At 47.9% G+C, this 13581-nt stretch carries 9 protein-coding genes; 3 read left to right on the top strand and 6 right to left on the bottom strand.

Annotation, left to right across the window (positions count from 1 at the left end):
* Positions 1–18: 18 nt before the first annotated feature.
* The 6 genes from AC2A06_RS12675 to AC2A06_RS12650 all read right to left on the bottom strand — a co-directional run bounded on the left by AC2A06_RS12675 (position 19) and on the right by AC2A06_RS12650 (position 9039).
* Complete coding sequence (locus AC2A06_RS12675) at positions 19–1209, bottom strand: amino acid aminotransferase (protein ID WP_484380523.1); 1191 nt, start codon at positions 1207–1209, stop codon at positions 19–21.
* Positions 1210–1458: 249 nt separating this feature from the next.
* Positions 1459–2595 carry a porin OmpC gene (gene ompC / locus AC2A06_RS12670; RefSeq protein ID WP_484380522.1) on the bottom strand — a complete coding sequence of 379 codons (1137 nt, stop codon included), beginning with the start codon at positions 2593–2595 and terminating at the stop codon, positions 1459–1461.
* Between the two features lie 306 nt (positions 2596–2901).
* A complete protein-coding gene (gene asnS, locus AC2A06_RS12665) occupies positions 2902–4302 on the bottom strand; it encodes an asparagine--tRNA ligase (protein ID WP_484380521.1) in 1401 nt (466 codons plus the stop codon).
* A 298-nt stretch (positions 4303–4600) separates the two neighbouring features.
* Positions 4601–5806: a nicotinate phosphoribosyltransferase gene (gene pncB, locus AC2A06_RS12660; RefSeq protein ID WP_023489323.1), complete on the bottom strand. Its 1206-nt coding sequence runs from the start codon at positions 5804–5806 to the stop codon at positions 4601–4603.
* 252 nt (positions 5807–6058) lie between these two features.
* Positions 6059–7765, bottom strand: coding sequence for a GGDEF domain-containing protein (locus AC2A06_RS12655; protein WP_484380520.1), 1707 nt, complete (start codon positions 7763–7765; stop codon positions 6059–6061).
* 194 nt (positions 7766–7959) lie between these two features.
* Complete coding sequence (locus tag AC2A06_RS12650) at positions 7960–9039, bottom strand: YeiH family putative sulfate export transporter (RefSeq protein WP_484380519.1); 1080 nt, start codon at positions 9037–9039, stop codon at positions 7960–7962.
* 131 nt (positions 9040–9170) lie between these two features.
* On the opposite strand from AC2A06_RS12650, the gene yieE reads away from it, so the two are divergent.
* The 3 genes from yieE to AC2A06_RS12635 all read left to right on the top strand — a co-directional run bounded on the left by yieE (position 9171) and on the right by AC2A06_RS12635 (position 13580).
* Entirely contained in the window at positions 9171–10061 is an 891-nt protein-coding gene (yieE, locus tag AC2A06_RS12645) for a DNA-binding transcriptional regulator YeiE (protein WP_484380518.1), read from the top strand.
* 159 nt (positions 10062–10220) lie between these two features.
* Positions 10221–11696, top strand: coding sequence for an amino acid permease (locus AC2A06_RS12640; RefSeq protein WP_023492156.1), 1476 nt, complete (start codon positions 10221–10223; stop codon positions 11694–11696).
* Positions 11697–12209: 513 nt separating this feature from the next.
* Complete coding sequence (locus AC2A06_RS12635; RefSeq protein WP_473195495.1) at positions 12210–13580, top strand: APC family permease; 1371 nt, start codon at positions 12210–12212, stop codon at positions 13578–13580.
* Position 13581: the final 1 nt, after the last annotated feature.

Raw genomic sequence — 13581 nt, 5'->3', positions numbered from 1 at the left:
GCATGGTGCTGGTGGTGCTTATAGGACAGCCACAATAGCTTCACACAATGGCGCCATATTGTCTGGTGTCATGCCAGCAACATTTACACGGCCAGAATTCACCGCATAGACACCAAATTCGTCACGTAGACGCAGCACTTGCTCTTTGGTTAATCCGCTGAAAGAGAACATGCCGTTTTGGTTGATGATAAAACTAAAGTCCTGCTCAGCGCCTTTCTCCTGCAAGGTATTGACGAACAACTGGCGCATACGGTGAATGCGCTGGCGCATATCTGTCAGTTCTTGTTCCCAGATAGCACGCAGCGCTTCATTACCTAGAATGGTGGCAACCACAGAAGCACCATGAGCGGGCGGGTTAGAGTAGTTGGCGCGGATTGCTGCTTTGACCTGGCTGAAAGCTCGGTCGGCAGTTTCAGCATCGGCTGCAACCAGAGTACAAGCACCAACACGCTCGTTGTACAGACCAAAATTCTTCGAGTAGGAGCTGGCAACCAGCAGTTCCTGATGCTTGGCGGCAAAAATACGCAAGCCTTGAGCATCTTCTTCCAGGCCTTTGGCAAAGCCCTGATAAGCGAAGTCAAACAGTGGTAACCAGCCGTTGGCTGCAGAGAGCTCAGCTAACTCTGTCCACTGCTGTTGAGTAGGATCGATGCCGGTTGGGTTATGGCAGCAGCCGTGGAACAGCACCACATCGCCAGTACGGGCTTGTTTCAGGCTATTGAGTAGACCAGCAAAATCCAGAGAGTGATTGGTGGCGTCGTAATAGTCATATTCCAGAACTTCCAGCCCAACTGCGGCAAAAACATTTTTATGATTTGGCCAGCTTGGGTTACTGATCCAGATACGTTTGGCCGTGGTTTGGTTGGCGATAAAATCTGCCGCTACTCGCAGGGCACCAGTACCCCCCGGGGTCTGCGCAGTGCGGGCACGCTTGCTGGTAATGATCGGGCTTTGCTTGCCAAACAGCAGTTCTTGGGTATAGAAGGCGAATTCAGGGATACCTTCGATGCCAAGATAATTCTTGGTGGTTTCATTTTCCAGCAAGTATTGTTCAGCCTTCTTGACGCTGGTTAATACGGGTGTTTTACCGGTTTCGTCTTTGTAGACACCAATGCCTAAGTTAATTTTATTTGGGCGGGTGTCCGCACGGAAAATGTCAGTCAGACCCAGAATGGGATCAGCGGGTGCAGCGGTGATTTTTTCAAACATGTCAAATGCTTCCATGGCCTAGAGTTAAGCAGACAGAAACATTAGGTTAACGCCAGTTACGGGCTTTGCCAACTGTTTACCACAAAAACACTGTGATCTTGTGATACAGGTTAATTCAGCATAAAAAATGGCGGCAAAAGGCGGCATCGACGGTATAAAAATGGGTTAACCCCATTAAAACAAAAACAGGGCCGAAGCCCTGTTTTCTAACTTAACTGGCAACGTAAAGCTGCCATTAAGTGCAACAACTTAGAACTGGTAAACCAGACCAGTTGCTACGATGTTGTCAGTAGCGATACCAACAGCTTTGTAGAAGTTGTTGTCGTTGTTGTTCAACAGGTTGATTTTGTAATCAACATAGGTTGACATATTTTTGTTGAAGTAGTAAGTAGCACCGATATCAACATACTTAACCAGGTCCTGGTCGTTGCCTAGGCCGGAGTTAACGTCTTGATCCAAGTTTTTACCTTTAGATTGCAGGTAAGCGATGGATGGGCGCAGACCGAAGTCGAATTGATACTGAGCAACCACTTCAAAGTTTTGAGTTTTATTAGCAACTAAACCTTGTACATCGCCGAATGGAGTCATGTTGCGAGTTTCGGAATACATGGTTGCCAAGTAGACGTTATTAGCGTCGTATTTAGCAGCAACAGTCCACAGGTCAGCAACGTTACCATTAGAAGTAGTACCGCTATACTTATCAGTTTGCGGGTTATAAGTAAATGTTGATTTCTGAGCCAGAGTACGGTTAGAAGAGGTATAAGCAGCACCGAAGCTCAGACCGGTATCCATCAGTGCGTAGGTGGTAGAAACACCTACACCGTCACCGTTTTGCTTGTTGATATCACGGTTTTCGTTTTTGCCTTGGTATTGCAGAGCAAAGTTCCAACCATCAACCAGGCCGAAGAAGTTGCTGTTACGGTAAGTAGCAACACCGGTAGCACGTTGGGTCATAAAGTTGTCAGTGTTGGTGTAAGTATCACCACCAAACTCTGGCAGCATATCAGTCCAACCTTCAACATCATACGCAACGCCATAGTTACGGCCGTAGTCGAATGAACCCATATCGCCGAACTTCAGGCCAGCAAAGGCCAGACGGGTTTTGTCACCGCTTTGTGAAGACTCAGCATTGTTACCTGCAAAGTTGTATTCCCACTGACCGTAACCGGTCAGTTCGCTATTGATTTGGGTTTCACCTTTGAAGCCCAGACGCGCGTAGGATTTGTCGCCATCTTCGGCTTTATCACTAGAGAAGTAATGCAGACCAACAGCTTTACCATATACGTTAACTTTGTTGCCGTCTTTGTTGTAGATTTCTGCTGCGTTAGCTGCACCGGCTGCCAACAGAGCTGGGATTACTACTGCAAGAATGTTGCGCTTCATCATCGTTGTTACCCTCATTAGTGTTATTCGGACACCTGCCACTGCCGACAATAATTCTTAGGGAACTATTGTTGCTAGATTGGTGTCGTCCTGTGTCTGCACGCAGTGTTCCATTCACGGGCTCGTTAATCTAGAGCGAAAGTGCTACTAATGTCGAAAATTGATTTCACAAAGAAACAATGTGTAACAGAGTGTGTAATATAGGGAACTTTGTGACCTGAGTCAATAATAAAAAAAGACAAAGGCCAGCATTGCTGGCCTTTGAAAAGATAACGAATTGATTAAAAAGTATTCTATAGATGACGGGGTTTAGAAGCTGGCATTACGTGGAGTACGTGGGAATGGGATCACATCACGCACGTTTTGTACGCCAGTAACATAGGCGATTAAACGCTCAAACCCTAAACCAAAGCCTGAATGGGGCACAGTGCCGTAACGGCGCAGATCACGATACCACCAATAATCTTCTTTATTCAGCCCCATTTCTGCCAAACGCTGATCCAGCACCTCAAGTCGCTCTTCACGCTGTGAACCACCGATGATTTCACCAATGCCAGGTGCCAAAACATCCATGGCAGCCACAGTTTTCCCATCCTCATTCATGCGCATATAGAAGGCTTTGATATCTTTCGGGTAGTTTTTGACTACCACTGGCGCTTTGAAATGCTTCTCAGCCAGATAACGTTCATGCTCAGATGACAGATCAATTCCCCAGGAAACCGGGTTTTCGAAACTTTGCCCGCAGGCCATCAGGATATCAATGGCCTCGGTGTAATCGACCTGGGCGAAGTCAGAACAGACAAAACGCTTTAAACGATCAACGGCATCCTTATCCACTCTTTCAGCGAAGAACTGCAAATCGTCTGCGCGCTCGTCGAGTACTGCCTGGAAAACATACTTCAACATTTTTTCCGCCAGGCTGGCGACATCATCCAGTGTGGCGAAGGCCACTTCAGGTTCAATCATCCAAAATTCTGCTAGATGACGGCTGGTATTCGAGTTCTCGGCACGGAACGTGGGGCCGAAGGTGTAGATTTTAGACAGCGCGCTAGCATAGGTTTCGCCATTCAACTGGCCAGATACCGTCAAGAATGCCTCTCTGCCGAAGAAATCCTGGCTGAAGTCTACTGCGCCTTTATCGGTGCGTGGCAGGTTTTCCAGATCCAAGGTAGAAACCCGGAACATTTCACCGGCACCTTCAGTATCCGAAGCGGTAATCAGTGGGGTAGAAACCCAGAAATAACCGTTTTCGTGGAAGAAACGATGGATAGCTTGCGCCAGGGTATGGCGAACACGTGTCACAGCACCGATCAGGTTGGTGCGTGGGCGCAGGTGAGCCACTTCGCGCAGATATTCGATACTGTGGCGTTTGGCGGCCATAGGGTAGGTATCGGGATCATCAACCCAACCGACGACTTTGATGGCCGTGGCTTGCAGTTCAAAACTCTGGCCTTCGCCAGGGGATGCGACGACAGTACCGGTGATTTCAACCGAACACCCGGTGGTTAAATGCAGCACTTCATCCTGATAATTCGCGAGAGAGTGATTAACCACGGCCTGTAACGGGTCAAAGCAGGAACCGTCATAAACGGCCAGAAAGGAGATCCCGGCTTTAGAATCTCTCCGGGTACGTACCCAACCGCGCACGGTGACTTCACTGCCAACCTCGGCACGACCATGCAGTACATCGACTACAGGCACTACTGTCATAAATTTCTCTCTTATATATAGGTGTGGTTCACAAATAGTCATCCCCATCGTCTTGCCAGTAGCAAGAGGGGGTATTCATTATTTATTCGGCTCAGCCCACGCTGCCTTGGTTTGATAACCAGCGGCCTGGAAAACGGAGATATCACTATGTTACTTGCCGCATTATGGAGCACAAGCAGAAATCATCGCCATAACGCAACATTTGTTCAGTCACAGCAAAAGAGTGACATCAGCAAGATCTGTCGCTTCTATATATAGAAAGCGACAAGCAAGTCGTATTGGCTCACCTGTTGCTCTGTTAACTGGCTTTTTTTACCAATGGCAGAGCAAAGGCTTTGCGTAAGGCTTTTACAAATGCCGGGTCCTGGCAGATAGTTTTACCGGGGCTGTCTGACAGTTTGGCAACGGGTTTGCCTTTGCACTCAACCAGTTTGATCACAATATTCAGTGGGTCGACACCAGGGATATCACAAGTCAGGCGTGTACCGATACCAAAAACCAGATTGATGCGTTGATCAAAGTGCCGATATAGCACCAAGGCCTTATCCAGATCCAGGTTGTCGGAAAATACCAGTGTTTTACTCATGGGGTCGATACCTAGCTGCTGATAATGGGCAACCGCTTTCTCTCCCCACTCAACCGGGTCACCAGAATCATGGCGTAACCCTTGATAGTGTTGGGCAAACTGCAGACCAAAATCACGCAGGAAGGCATCCATAGTAATACAATCGGTGAGCGCAATACCTAGCTGGTCTGGATATTCGTCTAGCCAGACTTGCAATGCGACACGTTGGCTGTTGGCCAGAACCGGGCTTATCTGCTGATGTGCCTGGAACCATTCATGGGCTTGTGTACCCACCGGAGCCAGATCCAATTGATGAGCCAGATGGTAGTTACTGGTTCCCACCAGATAAGGGAACGCCTCTTTTAAGCTATGGACAATAGCGTACTGCACATCGCGGGAGAAGCGGCGGCGGGTACCAAAATCCATCAACTTGAAACGCGAGATATCAATATCACTACTGGCTTGTTTGAACAGCGTCAGTTTGCTCTGCAATTGAGTGACCGCCATCTCCGGTGTCACTAAGGGTGAACGGTGGCGATGGACAACCTCACTGATCACCGCCAGTAGCGGAACTTCCCACATAATTACTTCTTGCCAGGGGCCAGCGATACGGATCTGTAGATGACCATGGTGATCACTAATCGCTACTTGTTGCGGGTCATAACGAAAATCACGTAACCAGTTTAGGTAATCCGTGCAGAAAAAAGGAAGACCAGAAAGATAGCGATATTCAGCCTCAGTCAGTGCCAACTGGCTCATCATGGCAACCTGATGACGGAGCTCGTCGGCATACTCACCCAGTAATTCGTTGCCACGGCAACGGAACTCCGCAGCGACAGTAACGTCAGGGTAACGGTGGAACACTGCTTGCTGCATATGAAGTTTATAGGCATCAGTATCAAGCAGTGAAGTCAAAATCGGGGAGGCGTATAGAGTCATAGCGCGTTACAGCATCCTCGTCAGGCGCATGTCCAAAACCGGATAAGCAAAAAAGTGTTGTGAAGTATACCCGGATTATCCTGTTATTGAAGCCTCATCACATCACAAATGGCAGGTGTTGGTCGAGGATTAAATAATGTCTTTATTATGTGTAGCATTCGTTGTGGGGGAAACGGCTAAACAGACAACTTGAATGGTGAGTACAGGCTTCTGATGGTTTTTGCCCCGGCTCCTGCCAGTAATCCGAACCGTTTAGGGGATAAAACCCTGACTGGTATAGATGCTGACCCGGTTTCGACCGCTTTTTTTACAGTAGTAGAGCGCTTCATCAGCTTGTTTAATGGCTGAAGCGAGCCCCTCAATATTGTTAACGGAAGCGATACCACAACTGATGGTAAAACGTACCCGCTTACCGGTTGGCAGTTCTAGGCAGAGTTGTTCAGCCAACTCACGGAGTTGATTCATCAAGCGGGATGCCTCTTCCTGTGAACATCGGTTGAGCAACACTGCAAACTCCTCGCCACCGTAGCGGCAAAAAATGTCGCTGGCGCGGAAATGGTTGCGTAATAGTTCAGCGAACATCACCAACACACGATCACCAACATCATGACCATAAGTATCGTTGAGCCGTTTAAATTTATCGATATCAATCAGACAGAATGTATGGGGATAGCTGTTGGCAGGCAGTAAATTGTATTCGATAAAAAATTTGCGACGGTTATAAATATTGGTGAGTGGGTCAAAGAACGATGAAAGCTCAAGATCTTTGATTAATTGATGTTTTTCCTGCTCGAGTGCCAGCTTTACCTGATTGTACTGCTTCAGTTGGGTGACTGCATCGTTGATAGCCACCAGTTCTTGGCTATAAAACACCTCATTATTATCGATGCTTGTATCACCTTTAGACAGACGTAGAATATTGTTATGCGTTTTTGTCAGCCACCGAGTGATTCTTGAGCAGAAAATCAATAGCGGTAACAAAACAAACAAGATGATAATCCCTGTTAGGGCGATTAAACCATAAATAGTGGTCTGGCTGTGGTACAGCTTATTTTGCGTGGCGGCAATTTGCAGCTCAAAACTGCGCTGATAAAGCTGTTGAGAAAGCTGGTTGATTTCGTTGATGTATTGATAAATGGAATCAGCGTTATAACTGCTATTGAGATCAATCGCTTGGTAGAGACCTTGAGAGATATAGTTAAGTTGATCACTTGAAATGTATTTTTTTATGCTATCTACTAAGCTAGATATTTTCGGGTCATTGTAAGTCTGTTCAATAAAGGTCAAGCGGGTATTAAGCGATTTGATAACCCCGGTTAATTGGATGGCCTTAAGGTAAGCATCTTTACGTTCCAAGCTACTGAGGTTGACATCGATAATCTGATCAATTAATTCAGTCAGGGACAGTGTTAAAAGATTATTGAAAGAAATAGACTCGATAAACAACAGTGATTCTGCATTGATCATTTGGGGATCATAACTATATTGGTAAAAGGCTTTATTGGCTTGAACGATGTAATAGGCACTGTTGATATTGAAAAGATGAGCTGTGGCGGGATTATTGCTCTGTAAAATCTGCTGTACATCATTATCCAGTAATTTTTCTAGCAGACTAATCATCGACAGTAGGGTGAATTTTTGATTAACACTTTGAAAATTTTGGTTTTTATGTTCAGCGTGTGATTTTATGATGGCTATTTTATCATGAGCCTGTTCATCAGCATCCCGCCATTGGGCTTCGGTAATCGTCTGGTTGATCTGACTGAGTCTTTTTAATCGGTGAGCCGATAGTACAGCCTGGAATGCTTCAGAAATATCTTTAGTTCGCCGGAGTTTATAGAGGTTGCTTTCATTTTGAACGTAATGGGTATTTGCTATTCGTAGTGCATTGAAAACAAATAGGGAAAAACTCAGCATAATGGCAAAGGTAAATAGATAGATTAGGTATTTTACTTTCATGCCAGCCTGCTTCCCCACAGAATAACCGGCTGACTATAACATTGTGCTTATTGGCTTGTCCCCATAATTTTACTGATGCCAAATTGAGGAATAGATAATATCAGGTTGTTTCAAGTCATGCGTGCTTGGCTTGATGATTGGGGTGGCACTTGCTTGCTTTGTCACTTGAAGCAACCTGATAGAGTAAAAGGCTATTACAGTACATGCTGTACTAACTGATTGATGGCACCTCCGCCAATAACCAACCAGATAAATAGCAATGTTGCCAGCAAAATGGGTTTTACACCGGCTTGCCGTACCGCGCTGATATGGGTGGTCAACCCCAATGCCGCCATCGCCATCGCCAGCATCCAGGTATCGAGGGTGATCAGTTGCCGTACCACCATGGTTGGCAGCAAATTTAACGAATTCAACCCGGCCACCGCGATAAATAACACCGCGAACCAAGGGATAGTAATGGCAGATTTTTCACTCTGGTTACCGTTGCTATTACGGCGACTAAGGTAGCCGGATAGCAGCAGTAGGAAAGGGGCCAGCATCATCACGCGGATCATCTTGGTGATCACTGCCGCATTTTCTGCATCCGGTCCAATGGCATGACCCGCCGCCACCACTTGGGCGACTTCATGAACGGTAGACCCAATATAGATACCGAAGGCTTGCTGGTTGAACGGCAGCCATTGAAAGTGCTGGTTGAGATGATACAGCCAGGGGTAAGCAAAGATAGCCAGAGTACCAAATACCACCACGGTAGAGACGGCGACCGCCACTTTGCTGGAGTCAGCTTTTAATATCGGGTCAGTAGCCATCACGGCGGCGGCACCACAGATACTGCTGCCCGCACCGATCAGCATGGTGGTCTGGCTATCAATGTCAAAGACTTTTCTGCCTAGCCAGCAGGCCAGTAGAAAGGTAGTGCCAAGGGTAAGTGCATCAATAATAATGCCAGCGGCGCCTACATCAGCAATTTGCTGGAAGGTTAAGCGGAAACCATAAAGAATAATCCCCAGGCGCAGCAGGCGCTGTTTAGCCAGTTGGACGCCAGCATGACAACGGGGTTGCAACCAGGGATAAACCGTGTTGCCCACCACGATGCCGAGTAAGATTGCCAGCGTTAGGGCACCTAGCCCCAAATCAGCAACCCAGGGAATATTGCTCGCCCAGACTGCCAGTGCGGTTAATGCGCCGGTCAGCAGCAGACCCGCGATCAGCTTGGTGATGCCAAATTGGGGGAAATGGCGTGCAGGGCAGGCTGGGGTGGTATCACTTGCCATTAATCAATCCTCTATCAATTTATTAGCTGGAAGGATAAATGCTGGTGATCTAAAAAAGAAATTGATTATATATTTATAACCTATCGGAATAACTGGTATAGAACGGTCGTTGTTTGACCTTGAGGCAGAATATGCACATCACCTTGCGCCAACTGGAAGTCTTCTGCGAAGTGCTAAAAGGGGGCTCAACCACACAAGCCTCTGCGGTATTGGCTTTATCACAATCAGCAGTTAGCGCGGCTCTGGCTGATCTGGAAGGGCAATTGCATGTGCTGCTGTTTGACCGGGTGGGCAAACGCTTGGTCATTAATGAACATGGTCGTTTGTTGTACCCTAAAGCCCTGGCGCTGCTGGAACAAGCTGGCGAAATAGAGCAACTGTTTCGGCATGATAGTGCTGCTTTGCGTATCGCGGCCAGCAGCACGATTGGTAACTATATGCTGCCAGAGATGATGGCCCGCTATCGGAAAGATTTTCCTGCGACGCCATTGGAGTTAAACGTCGGAAACAGCCAGGATGTGATTGTCGCAGTCGCTGATTTTCGTGTTGATCTGGGCTTAATAGAAGGGCCATGTCATAGGCCGGAACTGGTGACTCATCCCTGGCTGGACGATGAGCTGGTGGTCTTTGCCGCGCCAGATAATCCGTTGTCGCTACATCCCATCACGTTGGATGCCCTGGCCCGTGCGCCCTGGATCCTGCGTGAGCAGGGTTCCGGCACGCGAGAAGTGCTGGATCATCTGTTGCTGGCAAAATTACCCCATTTTCAGTTGGTCATGGAGTTGGGTAACTCCGAGGCGATTAAGCACGCCGTGCGTTACGGTATTGGCATTAGCTGCCTTTCACGGCGAGTGGTTGAGGAACAGCTGAACAGTGGGGTACTGGTTGAACTCAAGATCCCATTACCGCCGCTGAGGCGGACGCTGTACTTGATCCATCATCGGCAGAAGCATCTGTCTCATGCATTACAACGTTTCTTGAATTATTGCGCGGTCCCGCTAGCGGATCTTGAGCGCCAGTGAAGGGGGAAGTTAGCACATTAGGGTTTTGCTAATAATCAGCGTTGGATTATGAAGCTATCTTATATTAGCGCATTGCTGCTAGTGCCTTGGCGGGTATTTGCTACAATCTGCCCCTCATTTTTGACATACCAGTATAAATATAGGGTAAGAAAGGCTCGAATGGATATAAAAACAACGGGGCAACCAGCACCGAGATTACGCCGTGAGTTGAAAGCGCGGCATTTGACCATGATTGCCATTGGCGGCTCTATTGGTACCGGTCTATTTGTTGCATCAGGGGCAACAGTTTCTCAGGCTGGTCCTGGGGGGGCACTACTTTCTTATGCGCTTATCGGCCTGATGGTCTATTTCCTGATGACCAGCTTGGGTGAATTGGCCGCATTTATGCCAGTTTCCGGCTCATTTTCCACCTATGGGGCCAAATATGTTGAAGAGGGCTTTGGCTTCGCCCTCGGTTGGAACTACTGGTACAACTGGGCCGTGACCATCGCAGTTGACTTGGTCGCTGCACAGTTGGTGATGAATTACTGGTTTCCAGATACGCCGGGCTGGATCTGGAGTGCACTGTTCCTTGGCGTGATGTTTCTGCTGAATTACATCTCGGTTAAAGGCTTCGGTGAGGCAGAATATTGGTTCTCACTGATCAAAGTGAGCACCGTAATCATCTTTATTGGCCTCGGCATGCTGATGATTTTCGGCATTTTACGTGGTGGTGAAGGGGCTGGCTGGCATAACTGGACCATTGGCGATGCACCTTTTGCCGGTGGTTTTTCAGCCATGATCGGGGTGGCGATGATTGTTGGCTTCTCCTTCCAAGGGACCGAACTGATCGGGATTGCAGCGGGTGAATCAGAAGATCCTGGCAAGAATATTCCCCGTGCGGTGCGGCAAGTGTTCTGGCGTATTTTGCTGTTTTATATCTTTGCGATTCTGATCATCAGCTTGATCATTCCTTACACAGATCCTAGCTTGCTGCGCAACGATGTGAAAGATATCAGCGTCAGTCCGTTTACCCTGGTCTTCGAGCACGCCGGTCTGCTTTCCGCAGCAGCAGTGATGAATGCGGTGATCCTGACGGCGGTGCTCTCCGCCGGTAACTCTGGGATGTATGCCTCAACCCGTATGCTGTTCACTTTGGCTTCCGAAGGGAAAGCACCACGTATTTTTGCCAAGTTATCTAAAGGGGGTGTACCGCGTAATGCACTGTATGCCACCACCGTGGTTGCAGGGCTTTGCTTCCTCAGCTCCATGTTTGGCAACCAGGAAGTCTATCTGTGGTTACTCAATACCTCGGGGATGACCGGTTTTATCGCCTGGTTGGGGATTGCTATCAGCCATTACCGCTTCCGCCGTGGCTATGTGGCACGTGGATTAGACCTTAACGATCTGCCCTATCAATCCGGTTTCTTTCCGTTAGGGCCTATTTTTGCCTTTGTACTCTGCTTGATCATTACCTTAGGGCAAAATTATCAGGCTTTCCTGCAAGACAGAATTGACTGGTATGGAGTGACGGCGACTTATATTGGTATTCCGCTGTTCTTGGTGATCTGGTTTGGCTATAAGTTGACACGCGGTACCCGTATTGTGAAATACGATGAAATGGAGTTCCCGAAGTGGGATGCTAATAAACAGTGATTTGCTGGTGATGGCGGTGTGTAGGAGGTCGTTCTGCGACCTGCCGCAGCTCTGTTAATCACTAAAATAGTTTGTTGTAAAAAGAGTTTGTCGTAAGGGTTTTCAGGGCTTGTTTTTCAGCAGCCAAATGTGCAAAATACACGAAATGCAGATAACCGACGTTTTAACGCGTCGGTTATTTTTTTGCATTGCGTAACCACTGTGAATTTCACACACCAAGCGAGGCCGGACATCGAGCCGGATAGATAAATAGTTTGTCACGATCAAACAAAACTTTATGGTCGTGAATCATGAGGATAAGAATAATGGGGCACTTTTTCACTTTAGTACCGGTACTCACCGGTTTCCGCTGCCGTGGCAGCGACTATGGAGCAATCAAGGCAATTTCGCCTCGTTATCCTGCTTCTCTTGTCCCTCTTTTAGAATTCAGTCGTCTGTTGCGATGTTTCCCCGCAACCTTAAGTCTTAGGGTATTAAGTATCCGTCAGGCTCAAGGTAAGGGGAGGCTGCGCAATGTCCGATAACATCATCAACGGCGCACCCGCCGGCCAACGTGTAAAACTGCGTAAAACGCTAACTCTCGTCCCAGTGGTGATGATGGGCTTGGCCTATATGCAGCCAATGACTATCTTTGACACTTTTGGCATTGTTTCTGGCCTGACAGATGGCCACGTGGCAACCGCCTATGCATTTGCATTGTTGGCGATCCTGTTTACTGCGTTGAGCTACGGCAAACTGGTGCGGAAATATCCTTCTGCCGGTTCTGCCTATACTTATGCGCAAAAAGCCATCAACCCTCATGTCGGTTTTATGGTTGGCTGGTCATCCCTGCTGGACTACCTGTTCATGCCGATGATCAACATCCTGCTGGCAAAAATATATCTGGAAGCGATTTTCCCAGGCATACCATCCTGGATCTTTGTAGTGGTGTTGGTGGGGTTGATGACCTTTTTCAACCTGCGCGGCATTAAATTGGTGGCAAACCTAAACTCCATTATTGTGGTGGTGCAGGTGGCGATCATGGTCGTGTTTCTGGGGTTGGTGGTGTATGGCCTTTCCCACGGCGAAGGTGGTGGTACGTTAGTCAGTAGCCGCCCGTTCTGGTCTGATAATGCCCATGTTGTGCCAATGATTACCGGTGCAACCATTCTCTGTTTTTCGTTTCTTGGTTTTGATGGCATCAGCTCATTATCTGAAGAGACCAAAGACGCTGAGAATGTGATCCCGAAAGCGATCTTCCTGACGGCATTGATTGGCGGCATCATCTTTATTGTGGTGTCTTATTTTGTCCAGCTTTACTTCCCAGACATCTCGCGTTTCAAGGATCCTGAGGCTTCACAGCCAGAAATTATGCTGTATGTGGCCGGTAAGTTCTTCCAGTCAGTGATTTTGGTATTCTCTTGTGTAACCGTACTGGCATCAGGCATGGCTGCTCATGCGGGGGTTTCCCGCTTGATGTATGTGATGGGGCGTGATGGCGTGTTCCCGGAGCGTTTCTTTGGCTATGTGCATCCAAAATGGCGTACACCTGTCCTCAACGTATTGCTGGTTGGTGTGATAGCGCTTTCTGCCATCGAGTTCGACTTGGTCACTGCAACGGCATTGATTAACTTTGGTGCATTGATTGCCTTTACCTTTGTGAACCTGTCCGTGATCTCACAGTTTTATATTCGTGAGAAACGTAATCGGACGGCAAAAGATATCTTCAATTACCTGATATTACCGCTGATGGGGGCATTGACGGTGGGTGCGCTGTGGATCAACCTGGAAGCCAGCTCAATGATATTGGGGCTGATTTGGGCATCCATTGGTTTGATCTACCTGGCGTTTGTTACCCGCATCTTCCGTTTGCCAGTGCCGCAAGCCTGCGAGGACGTAGTTTGAT

It is taken from the genome of Serratia sp. HNCC26DJ244 (genome assembly GCF_057180565.1).
This window is presented reverse-complemented; position numbering and strand designations above follow the sequence as displayed.

Bases quoted from the DNA above. Each gene is read 5' to 3' on its own strand.
- ompC (WP_484380522.1), bottom strand. From the start codon at position 2,595: ATGATGAAGCGCAACATTCTTGCAGTAGTAATCCCAGCTCTGTTGGCA.
- AC2A06_RS12655 (WP_484380520.1), bottom strand. From the start codon at position 7,765: ATGAAAGTAAAATACCTAATCTATCTATTTACCTTTGCCATTATGCTG.
- yieE (WP_484380518.1), top strand. From the start codon at position 9,171: ATGCACATCACCTTGCGCCAACTGGAAGTCTTCTGCGAAGTGCTAAAA.
- AC2A06_RS12675 (WP_484380523.1), bottom strand. From the start codon at position 1,209: ATGTTTGAAAAAATCACCGCTGCACCCGCTGATCCCATTCTGGGTCTG.
- AC2A06_RS12650 (WP_484380519.1), bottom strand. From the start codon at position 9,039: ATGGCAAGTGATACCACCCCAGCCTGCCCTGCACGCCATTTCCCCCAA.
- asnS (WP_484380521.1), bottom strand. From the start codon at position 4,302: ATGACAGTAGTGCCTGTAGTCGATGTACTGCATGGTCGTGCCGAGGTT.
- AC2A06_RS12640 (WP_023492156.1), top strand. From the start codon at position 10,221: ATGGATATAAAAACAACGGGGCAACCAGCACCGAGATTACGCCGTGAG.
- AC2A06_RS12635 (WP_473195495.1), top strand. From the start codon at position 12,210: ATGTCCGATAACATCATCAACGGCGCACCCGCCGGCCAACGTGTAAAA.
- pncB (WP_023489323.1), bottom strand. From the start codon at position 5,806: ATGACTCTATACGCCTCCCCGATTTTGACTTCACTGCTTGATACTGAT.